This is a genomic window from Hydrogenophaga sp. FW305-3-2-15-A-LB1, from assembly GCF_058787875.1.
The window spans coordinates 55,755-73,989 of the sequence record NZ_JBYTAE010000003.1 but is presented as its reverse complement, the minus strand read 5'-3'; the positions used below and the strand labels follow the sequence as shown (position 1 = coordinate 73,989).

The following is an 18,235-nucleotide window of genomic DNA, read 5'->3' as shown; positions in this document are numbered from 1 at the left end:
GAATCTCAAGTCTGTTTTTCTGGTTGTCTCCTCGGGTCCTTTTCGAAATTCGATTTCATCGGACCCCTTAAGCCCTCACTGCAAGGTGAGGGCTTTTTTTATGGCCGGTTGGCCGGCAGGCGCCGGGCCAGCTGTGTGCGCAGCTGCGGCAAGGCCGCCTGCATCGCGGCCCGGCCCGCTTCGATGGCGCGCAGCCGCGCCGTGAAGTCCGCGCTGCCCACGCCCACCAGCGCGGGGCGCAGCACCACGTCGGCCCCCGCCAGTTCGTGGCGGTTGATGCTTTGCCCCATGATGGCGAAGGTCTGCAGCAGCACCTGCACGCTGCCGACCGCCGAATTGCCCTCGGGCGCGCTCGAGATGTCCACCGCCAGCACCACCTCGGCGCCCATGTCGCGGGCGTAGCGCACCGGCACCGGCGCCACCAGGCCGCCGTCCACATAGTCGCGCCCGGTGATGTTCACCGGTGCGAACACGCCCGGCACGGCGCTGGAGGCGCGCACGGCCTGAGCCGCGTCGCCCCGGCGGAACAGCACGCCCTGCCCGGTCGCCAGGTCGGTGGCCAGCACACCCAGGGGAATGGACATGTTCTCCAGCAGCTTGCCGCCCACGGCTTGGCGCACGTAGCGCGTGAGCGCCTCGCCGCGCAGCATGCCCCGGCCCATGATGGGCAGGGACCAGTCGGTCAAGGTGGCCTCTTCCATGCTGAGGGCCGTGGCCTCCAGCTCGGCGGCGGTCTTGCCGCTGGCGTACATCGCGGCCACCATGCTGCCGGCGGAGGTGCCCACCACCAGATCGGGGCGGATGCCGTTCTTCTCCAGCACCTGGATGACGCCCACATGGGCAAACCCGCGCGCGGCGCCACCACCGAGCGCCAGCCCCAGGCGGGGCGCGCGCGTGGGTACTTCAGGGGTCGTGGGAACGGTGGCAACCGGGGGGGTCTCCGGCAGCCGGGGTGGACCGCTGGCGCAGCCCGCGATCAGCAGGACGGCGGCCAGAATCCAGGCGGTTCGCGGCAGGTTGGGGCGTAAGTTTTTGATAAGAACCATTCTCGTTCGTGCTAGCATGCTCGCCGGAATTATCCCCTCGCCCACCGATCCGATCGACGGGGGCGTCCCCCTCCTCTGCTCCGTTTCAAACCACCTCCAAGGACCGCGTCATGACCCGACTTCCCAAACTCGCCATGATGGCCATCGCCATGGCCGCCGCGCTGGGCGCCCACACCCAGATCCAGGCCCAGGACAAGGTGCTCAACCTGTATTCCGCCCGTCACTACCAGACCGACGAGACCATGTACGAGACCTTCACCAAGACCACCGGCATCAAGATCAACCGCGTGGACGCGGACGACGCCGGCATCATCGCCCGCCTGCGCGCCGAGGGCGCGGCCTCCCCCGCCGATGTGATCATGCTGGTGGACGCCGCCCGCCTGGCCGTGGCCGACACCCAGGGCCTGTTCCAGCCGATCAAGTCGGCCAAGCTCGACGCCGCCATTCCCGCCAACCTGCGCGCCAGCGCCACCGCCGACGGCGTGACCTGGACCGGCTTTTCCACCCGCGCCCGCGTGATCGTGTACGACCCGGCCCGCGTGAAGGCCGAAGACGTGGCCACCTACGAACAGCTCGCCGACCCCAAGCTCAAGGGCCTGGTCTGCACGCGCTCGGGCTCGCACCCCTACAACCTCTCGCTCTTCTCCACCATCGTCGAACACCTGGGCGACCAGAAGGGCGAAGCCTGGCTCAAGGGCGTGGTGGACAACATGGCGCGTGCGCCCAAGGGCGGTGACACCGACCAGATCAAGGGCGTGGCCTCGGGCGAATGCGGCGTGGCCTTGACCAACACCTACTACGTGGCGCGCCTGATCAAGTCCGACAAGGCGGAAGACAAGGCCGTGATGAGCAAGGTGAAGGTCATGTTCCCCAACCAGGCCACCAGCGGCACCCACGTGAACATCGCCGGTGCGGGCGTGGCCAAGCACGCCAAGAACCGCGACAACGCGATCACCTTCATGGAGTTCCTGTCCAGCCCCTACGCCCAGGACTACTTCGCCAACGGCAACAACGAGTTCCCCACCGTCAAGGGCCTGAAAGTCGACAACCCGGCCATCAAGGCCATGGGCGGCGACAGCTTCAAGGCCGAGACCGTGCCGCTGGGCGTGGTGGCGAAGAACATGACCAAGGTGCAGCAAATGCTGGACCGCGTGGGCTATAAGTAAGAACACCCCCGCCGCGCTTCGCGCGACCCCCTCAAGGGGGCAACATCTGCGGACCGGCGAAGCCGGATCCGCGATGTTCTGGACTTGAGGCGCTTCGGCTAAAGAAAAAAGCCCCCGTGTGAATGCATGGGGGCTTTTTCTTTTTTTGTGGCGGTCAGTACACCTGAGGAACGTAGATCTCGCCGGGCACCTGGTGGCGCCGGTAACCTTCGTGGCGCACGCGGTCGGGCAGCGTGATGGTGGCGCGCTCCACTTCGCCGTAGGGCATCTGCCGCAGCAGGTGGTGGATGCAGTTGAGGCGGGCCTTTTTCTTGTCGTCGGCCTGCACCACCCACCAGGGCGACTCGGGGATGTGGGTGCGTTCCAGCATCACTTCCTTGGCCTGGGTGTAGAGCTCCCAGCGGCGGCGGCTCTCCAGGTCCATGGGGCTGAGCTTCCACTGCTTGAGCGGGTCGTGGATGCGACCCAGGAAGCGCAGGTGCTGTTCTTCGTCCGAAATCGAGAACCAGTATTTGATGAGCTGGATGCCCGAGCGCACCAGCATCTTCTCGAACTCGGGCACCGAGCGGAAGAACTCTTCGTATTGCTCGTCGCTGCAGAAGCCCATGACGCGCTCCACGCCCGCGCGGTTGTACCAGCTGCGGTCGAACAGCACCATTTCGCCCGCGGCGGGCAGGTGCGCGGCGTAGCGCTGGAAGTACCACTGCGTGCGCTCGCGGTCGTTGGGCGCGGGCAGCGCGGCCACGCGGCACACGCGCGGGTTCAGGCGCTGGGTGATGCGCTTGATCGCCCCACCCTTGCCGGCCGCGTCGCGGCCCTCGAACACGATCACCACCTTGTGCCCGGTGGCCACCACCCAGTCCTGCAGCTTCACGAGCTCGGCCTGCAGCCGGAACAGCTCGCGGAAGTAGGTGCGGCGCGCTTCCTTGTGTTTGGCCTCTTCATCGGCGTCCAGGGCCTGGTCCAGCACGCGGTCCTCGAGCTCCATCTCCAGCTCTTCGTCGTAACCGTCCATGAGGTCGGTGTGGATGCGGCGCATCAGCTCGTCCTGGCTGTCAAACATGTGGGCTCCATGATGGGAACAAAGCGCCCAGACTAGGGCACCCGCGTGACAAGGGCGTGACACGGGCATGTCGCATAATCCGGGTCGAATTGACGTTTACGTCAACGTCACATCCCCTCTCATCACACAGGAGCACACCCATGGACATTCAAGGCAAGGTATTCATCGTCACCGGCGGCGCATCGGGGCTGGGCGAAGGCACGGCGCGCATGCTGGCGGCCAACGGCGGCAAAGTCGTGATCGCCGACATGCAGGCCGACAAGGGCGAAGCCGTGGCCAAGGAGATTGGCGGCGCGTTCGTGAAGTGCGACGTGAGCAACGAGGCCGACGGCCAGGCGGTGGTGGCCAAGGCCCTGTCCCTGGGCAAGCTCATGGGCCTGGTGAACTGTGCCGGCATCGCCCCGGCCGAGAAGACCGTGGGCAAGAACGGCGCGCACAACCTGGGCGTGTACACCAAGACCATCATGGTCAACCTGGTGGGCAGCTTCAACATGATCCGCCTGGCCGCCGAGGCCATGTGCAAGAACGAGCCCGAGGCCACCGGCGAGCGCGGCGTGATGATCTCCACCGCCAGCGTGGCGGCCTACGACGGCCAGATCGGCCAGGCGGCCTACGCGGCGTCCAAGGGCGGCATCGTCGGCATGACGCTGCCGATCGCGCGCGACCTGGCGCGCAACGGCGTCCGCAACATGACCATCGCCCCCGGCATCTTCGGCACACCCATGCTCTTCGGCATGCCCAAGGAAGTGCAGGACGCGCTTGCCGCCGGCGTGCCCTTCCCGAGCCGCCTGGGCACCCCGGAGGACTACGCCAAGCTGGCCAAACACATCTTCGAGAACGACATGCTCAACGGCGAGGTGATCCGCCTGGATGGCGCGATCCGCCTGGCACCGAAGTAATCCCGAAACGGTTTCTTACGCCTCCATGGACCGCCAGCGCGGTCCATGCGCGTTTCTGGGATACGGTGGCCGTCTCGACAACGATCTTCAAGGAGCCATTGCCATGACACGCCTTGCCTGCCTGATCGCCTCGCTGAGCCTGCTCAGCGCCTGCGGCACACCCACCACCCCTTCCTCCTCTTCCATCCAGCAGCCCGAGGGTGCCTCGGGCCTCACGGTCAAACCGGGCTGGGCCTTCCCGCGCCAGGCCGTGGCCGCGGCCAACCCGCTGGCCACCGAGGCCGGCGCCCGCATCCTGCGCGCCGGCGGCAGCGCGGTGGACGCGGCCATCGCCGTGCAGATGGTGCTCACGCTGGTGGAGCCGCAGTCCAGCGGCATCGGCGGCGGCGCCTTCCTGCTGCACCACGACGGGCGCCGCGTCCAGGCCTTCGATGGCCGCGAGACCGCGCCCGCCGGGGCCAACGAGCAACTCTTCCTCGACGAACAAGGCAAGCCCCTGCCCTTCATGGTGGCCGTGGCCAGCGGCCGCTCGGTGGGCACCCCCGGCGCGGTGGCGATGCTCGCGCAGGCCCACCGCCAACACGGCAAGCTGCCCTGGGCGCGCCTGTTCGAACCCGCCATCGCGCTGGCCGACCAGGGCTTCGCCGTCAGCCCCCGGCTGCACACCCTGCTGCTGGCCGAGACCGCGCTGAAGAACGACCCGGTCGCGGCCGCCTACTTCTACCGGCCCGACGGCCAGCCGCACCCGGTGGGCCATGTGCTGCGCAACCCCGAACTCGCGCAGGTGCTCAGGAACATCGCGGCCCAGGGCCCGATCGCCCTGCACGAAGGCCCGGTGGCCCAGGCCATCGTCAACAAGGTGCGGCAGCACCCGGTGCGACCCGGCAGCCTCAGCCTCGAAGACCTCCAGCGCTACCAGCCGCGCGAGCGCGAAGCCCTGTGCCACGACCACACGGCCGCGCAGCGCGCCTTGCGCGTCTGCGGCTTCCCGCCACCCAGCTCGGGCGCCATCGCGGTCGGCCAGATCCTCGGTCTGCTCGCGCGCACGCCGCAGGCCCAGGAGCCGCTGGTGAAACCCGCGATGGGCACCGCCCTGCCCTCGGCCGACTGGCTGCACAGCTACACCGAGGCCTCGCGCCTGGCGTTCGCCGACCGCGCGCAGTACGTGGCCGACCCGGATTTCGTCGCCGCCCCTGGTGGCCGCTGGAGCAGCTTGCTCGATGCGCGCTACCTGGACGAGCGCGCCCGCCTCATCAGCCCGAACGCCCGCATGCCGCAGGCGCCCGCCGGCGTGCCGGGCGGCGTGCAGGTGGGCTGGGCGCCCATGCCCGAGCAGCCCGAGTACGGCACCAGCCACATCAGCATCGTGGACGCCTACGGCAATGCGCTGGCCATGACCACCACCATCGAGGCCGTCTTCGGCTCGCGCCTCATGGTCACCACCGATCCGAGCCGCCCGGGTGGTTTCCTGCTCAACAACGAGCTCACCGACTTCAGCTTCGCGCCCCGCAACGCCCAGGGCCAAGCCATCGCCAACCGCGTCGAACCGGGCAAGCGGCCGCGCTCCTCGATGTCGCCCACCCTGGTGTTCGACAAGGCCAGCGGCGAGCTGCTGATGAGCGCGGGCAGCCCGGGCGGCGCGCTCATCATCCACTTCACCGCCAAGACCCTGCACGGCACGCTGCAATGGGGCCTGTCGCCGCAGGACGCGATCAACCTGCCCAACTTCGGCACCACCGGTGGGCCCTTGCTGCTGGAACAGAAACGGTTTGCGCCCGCCACCGTGGAGGCCCTGCGCCAGCGCGGCCACACGGTGGAGGAAGCGGACATGACCAGCGGCCTGCAGGCCCTGATGCGGGGCACGCAGCGCGGCCAGCGGGTGTGGCTGGGCGGAGCCGATCCCCGCCGCGAGGGCATCGTCGCCGGGGACTGAGCAACCGGGGTGCATCGGTCAGAATACCCCGGTGGCCATCCCCCAGACCTTCATCCAGGAACTGCTCAACCGCGTGGACGTGGTTGACGTGGTCGGCCGCTACGTGCAGCTCAAGAAGGGCGGCGCCAACCTGATGGGCCTGTGCCCGTTCCACGGCGAAAAATCGCCCTCGTTCAGCGTCAGCCCGAGCAAACAGTTCTACCACTGCTTCGGCTGCGGGGCCAACGGCAACGCCATCGGTTTCCTGATGGAACACGCCGGCATGAGCTTCATCGAGGCGGTGAAAGACCTCGCCCAGCAGGCCGGCATGCAGGTGCCGGAAGACGAGGCCTCGCCGCAGGACCGCGAGCGCGCCGCCCAGCAGCGCCAGAAGCAGGCCACGCTCACCGACGTGCTCGAGAAGGCCGCGCAGGCCTATGCCAAGCAGCTCAAGGTCTCGCCGCGCGCCATCGACTACCTCAAGGGCCGCGGCCTCTCGGGCCAGATCGCCAAGACCTTCGGCCTGGGCTACGCGCCCGAGGGCTGGCGCGCCCTGGCCAGCGTGTTCCCCGACTACCAGGCGCCCCTGCTGGTCGAGTCGGGCATGGTGATCGAGCACGAGGACGAAAAAGGCGCCGACGGCCAGGCCAAGCGCTACGACCGCTTCCGCGACCGGATCATGTTCCCGATCCGCAACGTCAAGGGCGAGTGCATCGGCTTTGGCGGGCGCGTGCTCGACAAGGGCGAGCCCAAGTACCTCAACTCGCCCGAAACGCCGGTGTTCAGCAAGGGCCGCGAGCTCTACGGCCTGTTCGAGGGCCGCACCGCCATCCGCGTGGCCGGCTACGCCCTCGTCACCGAAGGCTACATGGACGTGGTCGCGCTGGCCCAGCTCGGCTTCGCCAACGCCGTGGCCACGCTGGGCACGGCCTGCACGCCCGACCACGTGCAAAAGCTGTTCCGCTTCACCGACGCCGTGGTCTTCAGCTTCGACGGCGACGGCGCCGGCCGGCGCGCCGCGCGCAAGGCGCTCGATGCCGCCCTGCCCCTGGCCACCGACACGCGCAGCGTCAAGTTCCTGTTCCTGCCGGCCGAACACGACCCGGACAGCTTCATCCGCGCCAACGGCGAGGCGGCTTTCGCGCAGTGCGTGAAGGAGGCCGTGCCGCTGTCGCGCTTCCTGGTCGAATCCGCCGGTGCCGACTGCGACCTCAGCACCGCTGAAGGCCGCGCGCGCATGGCCAGCCAGGCGCGCCCACTCTGGAGCGCCCTGCCCGATGGCGCGCTCAAGCGCCAGCTCATCGGCGAACTGGCCGCCGGCATCGGCATCGGCAGCCCGGACCTGCTGCAGCTCTGGCAGCAGACCGGCGGCGGCCCGCGCAAGCCCCGGGCCGCCAGCCCGGCGCCCGCGCAGCCGGGGCACGACGCCGGTTACGACGGCGGCGGGGCCAGCGCGGCCTACACCTCGGACCCGGGCTACGACAGCGGCGCCGGCGGCGGTTACAGCAGCGGCGGTGGCGGCTACGGCGGTGGTGGCAAAACCTACGGCGGCGGCGGCAAGGGCTTCGGCAAGTGGCGCAAAGGCCCGCCGCCCCCGCCCCGCATGCTGGGCACGCGCCGCGCGGGGGGCAGCCGGGCCGACCGCGCGGTGGGTCTGCTGCTGGCCAGCCCGCAGGCCTGGGACACGCTCTCGGCCGACGACCACGCCCTGCTGGCCCACCTGCCCGCGCCCCACGGCCCGGTGTTCGTCTGGCTGGAAGCCCAGCTGCACGAACACGGGCACCAGCCCTGGGCTGCGGTGCGCGAGGCCCTGCGCGGCCACGAACACGAGACCTTTGCCTGCGTCCAGGTCGAGCAGGCGACCCTGGGCGGCGACCCGAGCGCCGAGCTGTCCGAGCTGAACGACGTGATGCACCGCCTGCGCCGCGACGGGCTGGTGGAACAGGCTCGCCAGCTGGCCGAGCGCGTGGCCGCGGGAGATGCCAGCGCCATGGAGGACTACAAACGGGTCAACGCCCAGCTGCAGGCCCTCCAAAGCGACACGCCCGCCTGACAAAAAAACTTTGTCAGCGGTATAATCCAAGGTTTTGCACCGCAAGCGCGACAGCAGCACCTCCGGCACCGGCCCGGCCCCAGCAAGGGGCTAGATGGAACACCTTCCTGGCCACCTCGGCGACCTCCCCGGCCCGACGGAACCCCGCAAGGACTGCACACCAAATGTTCGCCCCACAGCTTGCAGGCCAGCCCTTTCCGGCGAAAGGCAGGCGTTGTGCCCAACAAAATCACCGGAACGGACCGCGTCGCGCGGCCTTTCAGGCGTTTTTTGTGTGTTCTGCCGGCTCCAGTTCGACATTTTTTTGAGGTCCCCATGCCCGCGAAGAAATCCAGTACGTCCGTTGCGTCCAGCACCAAAACCGCCAAGAAGGCCAGCCCGCGCGCGGCCGCCCCGGTTTCTCCCCCGAAGAAAGCCCCCGCTGTGACCCAGAAGCCCCCCGTCAAAGCCGCCGCCAAGGCCGCGCCCGCCAAGAAGACCGCCGTGAAGGCCAAGTCCGAGGCCGAACTGCTCGAAGAACCCGCGAAGAAGAAGGCCGGTCGCCCGGCCAAGGCCGATGCGGGCGACAAGCCCGCGGCCAAGCGCGGCCGCAAGCCCAAGGCGGACGCCAAGGGCAAGGGAGGCGATGCCGACCTGGACGATGCCGACCTCAGCGACATCGAGGACGACCTGACGGGTGACGAGACCGAAGTCGAGGCGGTGGACACCACCGCCGCGCAGACGACCGAGAAGGTCAAACCCCTGCGCATGAAGATCAGCAAGGCGAAGGAGCGCGCGCTGATGAAGGAATTCGGCCTGGACGAAACCGTCCTGTCCGAAGAGGAAGCCCGCAACCGCCGCGAACGCCTCAAGACCCTGATCAAGCTGGGCAAGACGCGCGGCTACCTCACGCACGGCGAAATCAACGACCACCTGCCCGACAAGCTGGTGGAAGCCGAGACCCTGGAAGTGGTGGTCTCGCTGCTCAACGACATGGGCGTGGCCGTCTACGAACAGACGCCCGACGCCGAGACCCTGCTGCTGAACAACACCGGCCCGACCGCCGCCACCGAAGAGGAAGCCGAGGAAGAAGCCGAAGCCGCCCTGTCCACGGTGGACAGCGAATTCGGCCGCACCACCGACCCCGTCCGCATGTACATGCGCGAAATGGGCACGGTGGAGCTGCTCACGCGCGAAGGCGAAATCGAGATCGCCAAGCGCATCGAGGGTGGCCTCAACGACATGATGGCCGCCATCAGCGAGAGCCCGGCCACCATCGCCGAGATCCTGGTGATGGCCGAGGACATCCGCGAAGGCAAGGTCGTCATCTCCACCGTGGTGGACGGCTTCGCCGACGCCGACGAGGCCGATGACTACGTGGCCGAAGAAGACTTCGACGATTACGACGAAGCCGACGACGACGACGGCAAGGGCGGCTCCAAGGCCCTGACCCGCAAGCTCGAAGAACTCAAGCGCGAAGCCCTCACCCGCTTCGACAACATGCGCGCGCTGTTCGAGAAGCTGCACAAGACCTACGACAAGGAAGGCTACGGCACGCCGAGCTACCTCAAGACGCAGACGGCCATCACCGAAACGCTGATGTCCATCCGCTTCACCGCCAAGGCGATCGAGAAGCTCTGCGGCACCATGCGCAGCCAGGTCGACGACGTGCGCAAGAAAGAGCGCGAGCTGCGCCGCATCATCGTGGACAAGTGCGGCATGCCGCAGGAAACCTTCATCAAGGAATTCCCGCCCAACCTGCTCAACCTCAAGTGGGTCGAGAAGCAGGCCGCCGCCGGCAAGCCCTGGAGCGTGATCATCGAGCGCAACATCCCGCCCGTGCAGGAGCTGCAGCAGGGCCTGATCAACATCCAGAGCAGCGTGGTCGTGCCGCTGGCGCACCTGAAAGACATCCACAAGCGGATGAACCAGGGCGAGTCCACCTCGCGCGACGCGAAGAAGGAAATGATCGAGGCCAACCTGCGCCTGGTGATCTCGATCGCGAAGAAGTACACCAACCGCGGCCTGCAGTTCCTGGACCTGATCCAGGAAGGCAACATCGGCCTGATGAAGGCGGTGGACAAGTTCGAATACCGCCGCGGCTACAAGTTCTCGACCTACGCCACGTGGTGGATCCGCCAGGCCATCACCCGCTCGATCGCCGACCAGGCGCGCACCATCCGCATCCCGGTGCACATGATCGAGACCATCAACAAGATGAACCGCATCAGCCGCCAGCACTTGCAGGAGTTCGGCTTCGAGCCCGATGCGTCCATCCTGGCCGAGAAGATGGAGATGCCCGAGGACAAGATCCGCAAGATCATGAAGATCGCGAAAGAGCCGATCTCGATGGAAACCCCCATCGGCGACGACGACGATTCGCACCTGGGCGACTTCATCGAAGACCAGGCCAACACCGCGCCCATCGAGGCCGCGATGCAGGCCGGCCTGCGCGAAGTGGTCAAGGAGATCCTCGACAGCCTCACGCCGCGCGAAGCCAAGGTGCTGCGCATGCGCTTCGGCATCGAGATGTCCACCGACCACACGCTGGAAGAAGTGGGCAAGCAGTTCGACGTGACGCGCGAACGCATCCGCCAGATCGAAAGCAAGGCGGTGCGCAAGCTCAAGCACCCGAGCCGCTCGGACAAGCTGCGCAGCTTCATCGACACGCTGTAAGCAGCGGTCGGTCACAAAAAAAGGGAGCCACTGGCTCCCTTTTTTCTGGGTGGCGCACGCCTCAGGCGTCGCGCGGCCGCACCACCAGTTCCGGAAAGCCGGTGGCCGGGTCGGCCTCGCGCGAGAAACGCCATTCGGGCAGCAGGCCCAGCAGCACCTCGGCCGTGGTGCGCACGCGGCAGCCCGGCACCACGTGGCCGCCAAACACGGCACCGCTGGCGGTGGACACGGCCATGTGCAGGTGCGAGTGACTGCGGCCCTCACCGTCCACCCCCACCGTGCCCGACAGGCTCAGGATCTCGCTGTCACCGGCCAATGTCTGCGCCTGGTCCACGCCCGCGAAGCGCAGGCGCGCATCGCTCAGGCTGCCGATGCCGGCGATCACGAACGCGGCCTGGCCGCCCTGTTCGCGCACCGCCGCCTCCAGCGCCGAGCGCAGGTCCTGACCGGGGCCGAGGCGGACGGGAAACGTCTTCACGGCGTGGCCTCAACGCGCGGCAGGCTCACCACCACCGACAGGCCGGGCTGCGCGTTGCGCACCACCAGGCCGCCGCCATGCGCCTGCGCCACCAGCCGGCACAGGTACAGGCCCAGGCCCACACCGCCCGCGCTGCGCGTGCGCGCGGTGTCGGGGCGGAAGAAGGGCTGGCCGAGGTGAGCCAACTGGTCCTCGGGCACGCCGGGGCCGTGGTCGCGCACTTCCAGCTCGATGCCCGGCCCCGTGGCCAGCGGGCGCACATACAGCGTCACGGGCACCGGCGCGCCAGCGCTGTGGCGCAGCGCGTTGTCCAGCAGGTTGCGCAGCAGCAGGCGCACGCGGATGCGGTCCAGCGGCAACTCGGCCGGCTCGCCGGTGACGTGCAGCGCGATGCCGCGCGCGGCGGGCTGGGTGCGGGCGAGTTCGGCGATCACCTCGCGCACCAGCGCGGCCGGGTCGGTGGGCTCGCGGCTCAGCGCCTGGTGGCGCCCGGCCAGTCTCTCGCTTTCCAGCAGGTCGCTGATGAGGCGGGCCATTTCGCTGAGGTCGCGCAACAGGGCCTCGCGCTGCGGGGCGACGTCGGCGCCCTCGGGCAGCAGCTCGGTGTTGAGCCGCGCGCGGGTCAGCGGGCTGCGCAGCTCGTGGCTGATAGCCAGCAGCAGGGAGCGCTGGGCGTCGAGCATCTGCTGGATGTCCTGGCCCATGGTGTTGATGGTCGCGGCCAGTTCGCCCAGTTCGTCGGGCCCCCGGGGGTGGCGCACAGGAATGGGCTGGTCGAACCGGCCCGCGCCGAAGCGCAGGGCGCCCTGCCGGATGTCGTCGAGCGGTCGCAGCAGGCGGCGCACGTACAGGAAGGCGAGCAGCGTGAGGATGAGCAAGGCCACCAGCGTGTAGCCCACGATTTTGGGCCGGCGGTCGAACACCGCTTCGTTCAGGCCGAATTCCAGGCGGTGGCCATCGGCCGTGGTGCGTTGCAGCAGCTGTTGCCAGTCCTTGTCGTCGCCCCAGCCGGCGTCGTCGTCCGCGCCCCGGTCCCGGGCCCGCTCGCGCAGCCAGTGCGGGCGCTGCTGGTCGGGGTGCGAACGCCAGTTGACCCGCGGGCCGACGATGTCGATGGTGAGCGGCAGGCGCTGCGTGAGGGCTTGCGCGCGCTCGATGCTGGGGCTGCCGCCAGCGGCCACATCGGCCGTCAGGCGGTCCACATAGTCCATGAGCACCGGGCGCGCGGCCTCGCGCCAGCCGACCGAAAAAGCCTTCTGCGCCCCGCTGATGAAGGTGAACGACATGGCCATGGCCAGCAGCAGGAACACCATCACCATGCGCAGCTTGAGGGAGCAGCGCAAGGCCAGGAAAGCCCGGCGGTACCAGGGCAGCGCCTGGGTCATGGCGCGATGCGGCGCAGCGCCAGCGAGTAGCCCGCGTTGCGCAGGGTCTTGATGCAGTCCAGCGGCTCGAGCTTCTTGCGCAGGCGGCTCACCACGATGTCGACCGCGCGCGTGTAGAGGTCGGCCTCGTGGCCGCGCAGTTGGTTGAGGATGTCGTCGCGGCTGAGCACGCGCCCGGCCTCGCGCGCGAGCAGGTGCAGCAGGTCGAACTCGGTGCTGGTGAGCTCCACCGCCTGGCCCTCGCGCAGCACGCTGCGGCGCGTCGGGTCGATGGTGAGGCCGTCGAACACCAGGGTGCCGGGCTCCACCGCGCTGGCGGGCGCGGCCGGCGGGCCGTTGCCGCCATGGCGGCGCCGCAGCACGGTCTGGATGTGCGCCACCAGCTCGCGCGGCTCGAAGGGCTTGGGCAGGTAGGCGTCGGCGCCGAGTTCGAGGCCGACCACGCGGTCCATCACGTCGCCGCGCGCGGTGAGCATCACGATGGGAATGTCGCTTTCCTTGCGGATGGTGCGGCAGAGTTCGAAGCCGTCCATCTCGGGCAGCATCACGTCGAGGATGGCGGCGTCGAAGGCTTCGGCGCGCAGGCGCGCCAAGCCCTCGCTGGGCCGCAGCGCGTGCGCCAGCGCCAGCTCGAAGCGCTGGAAGTAGGTCGCCAGCGGCGGGCCGAGCTGTTCGTCGTCGTCAATGAGCAGAACGCGGTGCATGCGGCATTGTCACATTGCGCCCGTCAGGCTGCGGTGGCGCACGATGAGGCGGCGAAGCCGTTGCTGCGCGCCACGGTCCAGCCCGTCGAAACGGTCGGCCACCGAGAGGATGGCCGGCAGCGCGGGCACGGCGTCGTTCGGCTGGCGGCGCGAGAGCCGCGCCCACAGCCCCAGCGCGTGCTCGCGGTCGAAGCGCGGGCCCCACACCAGGGCCAGCAGCTCGTCGTGCGGGTCGTCCACCCCGGCCAGCAGCGCCGGACCGTGGTCGCGCAGGCGCTGGGCGATCGGTTGCAGCACGGGCGACATGGGGTTCACCCCGCTCAGCCGCGCGAGAACCAGCCGCGGCGCTTGCCCATGCGCTCGCGCACCTCGGCCTGTTGCGTCGGGCTCAGGCTGTCGTAGAAGTCGGCCAGGGCGTTGATCACCTCGGGGCTGCTGACCTGCACCACGCGGGTCTTCTCGTCGAGCAGGTTCAGCGCGCGGGCGCGGTCGAACTTCTCGCCGGCGATCAGCGCCTGCATCTCGCCGCGCGGGTTCGTGGTCTGGCCGATCAGGGCCGTGCGCTGGGCCTGCACCTTGTCGGCCAGCACGTTGAGCTTCTGCTGCTGTTCGGCGTTGAGGTCGAGCTTGCTCGTGATGCGGTTGACCACCTTGCCGCGCACTTCGGCGATCTTCTCGGCGCTCATGGGCGCGCGCTCGTGGTGACCGCGCGTGCCGCAGGCGGCCAGGCCGCCGATGGCGATGGAGATGCCGGTGAAGGCCATGAGCGAGCGCTTGATCCAGGGTTTCATGACGGTGTCCTTTCAAAGGGACTGTTGAACATGACCGCCATGGTGCCGGCAGCGGTGCGCCTCGGGGTCTCAGCGCAGTTTCGGTTTTTTTCGTTTTGTATCGACGCCGGCCGCACGCACCTGGGCCAGGTAGTCGTTCACATGCGCGCCCAGGCGCTCGGCGACCATGCGCGCGATGCGCGGCAGCGAGCGGCTCGCGCTGATCGCCACGCCCACGGTCTGCGGCTGGGCACTCTTGTCCTTGAGGGGCACGAAGCACAGACTGCCCGCGAGGATCTCGGGACCGGCATCGAGCTCGGAGGTGAGCGCCACGTGGCTGCCGCTGCGCACCAGGCTCTTGACGAGCTGCAGCGAGTTCGTCACCAGCGGTGGCCGGGCTTCCTCCAGCAGCCAGTTGTGGCGCCGCTCCAGGTAGCGGCGGATCGCCAGCACCCGGCTTTGCGCGGCCATCGGCCAGGCCGCCACGTCCTTGAACGTCACCTGGGCCTGCGCGGCCAGCGGATGGCCCGGCGCCACCACGCAGCCCAGCGGCAGCTCGGCGCTGGCCACGATGTGCAGGTCGCGCCCGGGCTTGAGGTTGAAGGCCACCGCCAGATCGACCTCGCCCGCGCGCAGGCGCTGCACGGCGTCGTCGGTGCTGACGATGTCCACCTCCAGCACGATGCCCGGGTGTTCCCGCGCCACCACCGCCACGAACTCGGGCAGGAAGCCGTTGACGTGGCTGTCCATCGCGGCCAGGCGCAGCTGGCCCTGGCTCACGCCCTGCAGGTGCTTGATGTCGGACAGCGTGCGGTTGAGGTCGGTCTTCCATCGCTGCGAGAGCGCCAGCAGCAGTTCGCCCGCGGCCGTCAACCGCATGCCGCGCGGCTGGCGCTCGAACAGCGGCAGCCCGAGGTCTTCTTCCATCAGCAGGATGTGGCGGTCGATCGCGGAGGCGGAAATGGACACCTCGCGCGCGGCCGCCTGCACCGAACCGAGCTGCGCGACAGCCGCCAGGTAGCGCAGGGCCTTCGGATGCAGAAGCTGGTTCAGTGAACTCATGCGTACTGAAAATTCGAATGCAACATGCCCAATTATGCGATGGACAGCAATGCAATGGCGCCGCAAACTGCGACCGCATGAACACCCCGACACTCTCACCCCTGGCCTGGCATGCCCTGGCCTCCCTGGACGAAGCCACTTTCTGCGCGCGCCTGGGGCCGGTGGTCGAGCATTCGCCCTGGGTCGCCCGAGAGGCCTGGGCCGCCCGCCCGTTCGCCGACTGGGCGTCGCTGTACGACAGCTTGTCGCGGGTGATCCATGGCGCCGACGAGGCCCGCCAGCTGGCCCTGCTGCGCAGCCATCCGGAACTCGCCGGCCAGGAGGCGCGGGCCGGCACCATGACGGCGGATTCGCAGAGCGAACAAGGCCGCCTGCGCCTGCTGGCGCTGGACGCCGCCACCGTGCAGCGCATCGAATCGCTCAACCGGCGCTACCGCGAGCGCTTCGGCTTTCCCTTCATCGTCGCGCTGCGGCTGCACGGCTCGCTGGCCACGGTGCTGCAGGCCGGTGAAGCGCGCCTGGCGAACGACGCGCGCACCGAGCGCCGAAACGCCCTGCAACAGGTCTGCGAAGTCATGCGCGGACGGCTGGCGCAGACCGTGTCACCCGAGCCCTCCCCTCCGTCCTCCCCGTCCGTCAACACCCTCGCAGGAACCCCGTCATGAACACCCCACGCCGCCTTCTTCTGGCCGTCAGTGCCTTGTCGATGCTGGCCTCGCCGCTGGTCCACGCACAGGCCTGGCCGCAACAGAAGCCGATCCGGATCATCGTGACCTTCTCGCCCGGCGGCTCGTCGGACATCGTGGCGCGCCTGCTGCAGCCCGGCCTGCAGGAGAAGCTGGGCCAGACCGTGATCGTGGAGAACAAGCCCGGCGCGGGCAGCACCATCGGCGCCAACGAGGTGGCGCGCGCCGCGCCCGACGGCTACACGCTGCTGCTGTCCAACACCGCGCCCATGAGCATCTCGCCCTTCATGATGGACAAGGCGCCCTACGACCCGGTGAAGGGTTTCACGCACATCGCCTACATCGGCTCGGTGCCCAATGTGTTCGTGGTGCATCCTTCGGTGCCCGCCAAGACCATGCCCGAGCTGGTGAAGTGGATCAACGCGCAGGCCAAACCCGTCAACTACGGCTCGGGTGGCGTCGGCTCCATCGGCCACATCGTGGGCGAGATGTTCAAGCAGCAGTACCAACTGAAGATGGAACACGTGCCGTACAAGGGTTCTTCTCCCATGCACAACGACCTGCTCGGCGGCTCCCTGCAATTCGCGGTGGACACGCTGACGCAGAACGTGCCTTTCATGAAGGAGGGCAAGCTGGTCGGCATCGCGGTCACGTCGCGCGCCCGCGCGCCCATGTCGCCCACCGTGCCCACGGTGGGTGAAGCGGGTTACCCCAAGCTGGTGGCAGAGAACTTCCTCGGCATCTCCGGGCCCGCCGGCACGCCGGCGGACGTGGTCGACAAGGTCAACAAGGCGGTGACCGACGTCGTGGCGCGGCCCGACGTGGCCAGGCGACTGAGCGACCTGGGGGTGGAGTCGGAGCCCATGAGCGCCGCGCAGTTCACCCGATTCGTCACCGACCAGGTGAACGAATGGGCGCCCGCGGTCAAAGCGTCCGGCGCACGGTTGAATTGAACGCCATGAACGGTGGACTCTCCATTCATTGTGTGGACGTGGCCAGTGGCCGCGTCGCCGTCGGCCTGCAGGTGACCGTGGTGCGGCTGGGGCCGGACGGCCTGCCGCACGGCACGGTGCTCGCCGAAGGCCGCGTGGGCGCCAACGGTCTGCTGCAGCACCCGGTGCTGATGAGCGAAGCCATCACCGCCGGCGGCTACGAGGTGCGCTTCGCGGTGGGCGACTTCTACCGCGACCAGGGCACCCCCGTGCCCGAGCCGGCGTTCCTGGAAACGGTGCCCTACCGCTTCCACATCGCCGACACCTCGCAGCACTACCACCTGCCGTTCAAGTTCACGGCCTGGGGCTTCTCGCTCTTTCGCGGCGGCGCCTGAAACGCCGTCGCGCGACTCAGGTTCAATACGTTTCGGTGTCGACTTCGCGGTTCGACTGCTCGTTGTAGCGGCTGCCGCTCACCGTGCGCTGGTTGATGAGTTCGTCCAGCCGGGCCAGCGTGGCCGCGTCCAGCGCCACGTCCACCGCGCCCAGGTTGTCGCGCAGGTGGTCTTCGCGCGAGGTGCCGGGGATGGGCAGCACGTCCGGCCCCTGGTGCAGCAGCCAGGCCAGCGCGAGCTGGGCCGGCGTGCAGCCCACGTCGTTCGCGATCGCGCGGTAGGCGGGCAGCAGCTTGAGGTTGGCGGCGAAGTGCTCGGGCGCGAAGCGCGGCATGGCGCGGCGGATGTCCTTGGCGTCGAAGGCGCTCACGTCCAGGTCGGGGCCGCACAGGAAGCCGCGCGCCACCGGGCTGAAGGCCACGAAGGCGATGCCGAACTCGCGGCAGGTGTCGAGCACCGCGATCTCGGGGTTGCGCGTCCACAGCGAGTACTCGGTCTGCACCGCGGTGATGGGGTGCACCGCCTGCGCCTTGCGGAGGGTGGCGGCCGACACCTCGGACAGGCCCAGCGCGCGCACCTTGCCCGCGCGCACCAGGTCGCTCATCGCGCCCACGCTGTCCTCCACCGGCACCTGCTTGTCCCAGCGGTGCAGGTAGTAGAGGTCGATCACGTCGGTCTTGAGGCGGCGCAGGCTGTCTTCGCAGTTCCTGCGGATGGCCTCGGGCCGGCCGTCGATCACGCGCTTCACGCCGTCGTCGAACTGCACACCGGCCATGCCGCCCTTGCTGGCCAGCGTGAACTTCTGGCGGTGCTTCGCGAGCACATGGCCCACATGCGTTTCGCTGGCGCCGAAGCCATAGAGCGCCGCGGTGTCGAAGTGCGTCACGCCTTCGTCGAAGGCGGTGAGCAGCACGCGCTCGGCCTGTTCTTTCGACACCGGCGCGCCGTAGGCGTGGCAGATGTTCATGCAGCCCAGGCCGATGGCGCTGACGCTGAAGGGGCCCAGTTGGCGTTGGTTCATGGCGGGTT

17 protein-coding genes are annotated in these 18,235 nt (G+C 68.8%); 8 read left to right on the top strand and 9 right to left on the bottom strand.

Annotation, left to right across the window (positions count from 1 at the left end; translation table 11 throughout):
* Nucleotides 1–98: 98 nt before the first annotated feature.
* Nucleotides 99–1,046, bottom strand: coding sequence for a patatin-like phospholipase family protein (locus tag AC3WPZ_RS01450; RefSeq protein WP_444686888.1), 948 nt, complete (start codon nt 1,044–1,046; stop codon nt 99–101).
* 110 nt (nt 1,047–1,156) lie between these two features.
* Between AC3WPZ_RS01450 and AC3WPZ_RS01445 the strand changes: the two genes are divergently transcribed.
* The gene (locus AC3WPZ_RS01445; RefSeq protein WP_444686889.1) at nt 1,157–2,212 is read left to right on the top strand and encodes an extracellular solute-binding protein; all 1,056 of its coding nucleotides are present in this window, start codon (nt 1,157–1,159) and stop codon (nt 2,210–2,212) included.
* Nucleotides 2,213–2,366: 154 nt separating this feature from the next.
* Here the strand turns inward: AC3WPZ_RS01445 and ppk2 are convergent, their stop codons facing one another.
* Complete coding sequence (gene ppk2 / locus AC3WPZ_RS01440) at nt 2,367–3,275, bottom strand: polyphosphate kinase 2 (protein WP_382156787.1); 909 nt, start codon at nt 3,273–3,275, stop codon at nt 2,367–2,369.
* 140 nt (nt 3,276–3,415) lie between these two features.
* Between ppk2 and AC3WPZ_RS01435 the strand changes: the two genes are divergently transcribed.
* The 4 genes from AC3WPZ_RS01435 (at nt 3,416) to rpoD (ending at nt 10,794) form a co-directional block, all read left to right on the top strand.
* Nucleotides 3,416–4,174: a 3-hydroxyacyl-CoA dehydrogenase gene (locus tag AC3WPZ_RS01435; protein WP_382156785.1), complete on the top strand. Its 759-nt coding sequence runs from the start codon at nt 3,416–3,418 to the stop codon at nt 4,172–4,174.
* A 103-nt stretch (nt 4,175–4,277) separates the two neighbouring features.
* Entirely contained in the window at nt 4,278–6,107 is a 1,830-nt protein-coding gene (locus AC3WPZ_RS01430) for a gamma-glutamyltransferase family protein (protein ID WP_382326395.1), read from the top strand.
* Nucleotides 6,108–6,138: 31 nt separating this feature from the next.
* Nucleotides 6,139–8,139: a DNA primase gene (gene dnaG, locus AC3WPZ_RS01425; RefSeq protein WP_382156781.1), complete on the top strand. Its 2,001-nt coding sequence runs from the start codon at nt 6,139–6,141 to the stop codon at nt 8,137–8,139.
* Nucleotides 8,140–8,454: 315 nt separating this feature from the next.
* Nucleotides 8,455–10,794, top strand: coding sequence for an RNA polymerase sigma factor RpoD (rpoD, locus tag AC3WPZ_RS01420; RefSeq protein WP_382156779.1), 2,340 nt, complete (start codon nt 8,455–8,457; stop codon nt 10,792–10,794).
* A 61-nt stretch (nt 10,795–10,855) separates the two neighbouring features.
* Here rpoD and AC3WPZ_RS01415 read toward each other — a convergent pair whose 3' ends face one another.
* From AC3WPZ_RS01415 to AC3WPZ_RS01390, 6 genes are all read right to left on the bottom strand, one after another.
* Nucleotides 10,856–11,272 carry a PPC domain-containing DNA-binding protein gene (locus AC3WPZ_RS01415; RefSeq protein WP_444686890.1) on the bottom strand — a complete coding sequence of 139 codons (417 nt, stop codon included), beginning with the start codon at nt 11,270–11,272 and terminating at the stop codon, nt 10,856–10,858.
* Nucleotides 11,269–12,657: a sensor histidine kinase gene (locus AC3WPZ_RS01410; RefSeq protein WP_444686891.1), complete on the bottom strand. Its 1,389-nt coding sequence runs from the start codon at nt 12,655–12,657 to the stop codon at nt 11,269–11,271. Before AC3WPZ_RS01410 ends, AC3WPZ_RS01415 begins: the two co-directional genes overlap by 4 nt.
* Nucleotides 12,654–13,361 (bottom strand): response regulator transcription factor, encoded by a 708-nt coding sequence (locus tag AC3WPZ_RS01405; protein ID WP_382156773.1) that lies wholly within the window; start codon nt 13,359–13,361, stop codon nt 12,654–12,656. The genes AC3WPZ_RS01410 and AC3WPZ_RS01405 overlap by 4 nt, the downstream gene beginning before the upstream one ends.
* 9 nt (nt 13,362–13,370) lie before the next feature.
* Nucleotides 13,371–13,667, bottom strand: a complete 297-nt coding sequence (locus tag AC3WPZ_RS01400) for a hypothetical protein (RefSeq protein WP_291118856.1) — start codon at nt 13,665–13,667, stop codon at nt 13,371–13,373.
* 14 nt (nt 13,668–13,681) lie between these two features.
* Complete coding sequence (locus tag AC3WPZ_RS01395; RefSeq protein ID WP_382320594.1) at nt 13,682–14,152, bottom strand: Spy/CpxP family protein refolding chaperone; 471 nt, start codon at nt 14,150–14,152, stop codon at nt 13,682–13,684.
* 69 nt (nt 14,153–14,221) lie between these two features.
* On the bottom strand, nt 14,222–15,193 hold the full coding sequence (locus AC3WPZ_RS01390; protein ID WP_382156769.1) for a LysR family transcriptional regulator: 972 nt from the start codon (nt 15,191–15,193) through the stop codon (nt 14,222–14,224).
* Between the two features lie 77 nt (nt 15,194–15,270).
* On the opposite strand from AC3WPZ_RS01390, the gene uraD reads away from it, so the two are divergent.
* From uraD to AC3WPZ_RS01375, 3 genes are read left to right on the top strand one after another with little or no spacing between them, the layout of a single operon-like run.
* Nucleotides 15,271–15,858 carry a 2-oxo-4-hydroxy-4-carboxy-5-ureidoimidazoline decarboxylase gene (gene uraD, locus AC3WPZ_RS01385; RefSeq protein ID WP_382320595.1) on the top strand — a complete coding sequence of 196 codons (588 nt, stop codon included), beginning with the start codon at nt 15,271–15,273 and terminating at the stop codon, nt 15,856–15,858.
* Nucleotides 15,855–16,832: a Bug family tripartite tricarboxylate transporter substrate binding protein gene (locus tag AC3WPZ_RS01380; RefSeq protein ID WP_382320597.1), complete on the top strand. Its 978-nt coding sequence runs from the start codon at nt 15,855–15,857 to the stop codon at nt 16,830–16,832. Before uraD ends, AC3WPZ_RS01380 begins: the two co-directional genes overlap by 4 nt.
* Nucleotides 16,833–16,837: 5 nt before the next feature.
* Nucleotides 16,838–17,206 (top strand): hydroxyisourate hydrolase, encoded by a 369-nt coding sequence (locus AC3WPZ_RS01375; RefSeq protein WP_492437841.1) that lies wholly within the window; start codon nt 16,838–16,840, stop codon nt 17,204–17,206.
* Between the two features lie 22 nt (nt 17,207–17,228).
* Here the strand turns inward: AC3WPZ_RS01375 and AC3WPZ_RS01370 are convergent, their stop codons facing one another.
* Complete coding sequence (locus tag AC3WPZ_RS01370; protein ID WP_444686892.1) at nt 17,229–18,227, bottom strand: aldo/keto reductase; 999 nt, start codon at nt 18,225–18,227, stop codon at nt 17,229–17,231.
* Between the last annotated feature and the right edge of the window lie 8 nt (nt 18,228–18,235).

Coding starts and splice junctions, on each gene's coding strand:
- AC3WPZ_RS01375 (WP_492437841.1), top strand. CDS start 16,838: ATGAACGGTGGACTCTCCATTCATTGTGTGGACGTGGCCAGTGGCCGC.
- AC3WPZ_RS01400 (WP_291118856.1), bottom strand. CDS start 13,667: ATGTCGCCCGTGCTGCAACCGATCGCCCAGCGCCTGCGCGACCACGGT.
- AC3WPZ_RS01430 (WP_382326395.1), top strand. CDS start 4,278: ATGACACGCCTTGCCTGCCTGATCGCCTCGCTGAGCCTGCTCAGCGCC.
- uraD (WP_382320595.1), top strand. CDS start 15,271: ATGAACACCCCGACACTCTCACCCCTGGCCTGGCATGCCCTGGCCTCC.
- AC3WPZ_RS01450 (WP_444686888.1), bottom strand. CDS start 1,046: ATGGTTCTTATCAAAAACTTACGCCCCAACCTGCCGCGAACCGCCTGG.
- AC3WPZ_RS01380 (WP_382320597.1), top strand. CDS start 15,855: ATGAACACCCCACGCCGCCTTCTTCTGGCCGTCAGTGCCTTGTCGATG.
- AC3WPZ_RS01445 (WP_444686889.1), top strand. CDS start 1,157: ATGACCCGACTTCCCAAACTCGCCATGATGGCCATCGCCATGGCCGCC.
- AC3WPZ_RS01410 (WP_444686891.1), bottom strand. CDS start 12,657: ATGACCCAGGCGCTGCCCTGGTACCGCCGGGCTTTCCTGGCCTTGCGC.
- AC3WPZ_RS01405 (WP_382156773.1), bottom strand. CDS start 13,361: ATGCACCGCGTTCTGCTCATTGACGACGACGAACAGCTCGGCCCGCCG.
- AC3WPZ_RS01395 (WP_382320594.1), bottom strand. CDS start 14,152: ATGAAACCCTGGATCAAGCGCTCGCTCATGGCCTTCACCGGCATCTCC.
- AC3WPZ_RS01370 (WP_444686892.1), bottom strand. CDS start 18,227: ATGAACCAACGCCAACTGGGCCCCTTCAGCGTCAGCGCCATCGGCCTG.
- AC3WPZ_RS01435 (WP_382156785.1), top strand. CDS start 3,416: ATGGACATTCAAGGCAAGGTATTCATCGTCACCGGCGGCGCATCGGGG.
- AC3WPZ_RS01390 (WP_382156769.1), bottom strand. CDS start 15,193: ATGAGTTCACTGAACCAGCTTCTGCATCCGAAGGCCCTGCGCTACCTG.
- rpoD (WP_382156779.1), top strand. CDS start 8,455: ATGCCCGCGAAGAAATCCAGTACGTCCGTTGCGTCCAGCACCAAAACC.
- ppk2 (WP_382156787.1), bottom strand. CDS start 3,275: ATGTTTGACAGCCAGGACGAGCTGATGCGCCGCATCCACACCGACCTC.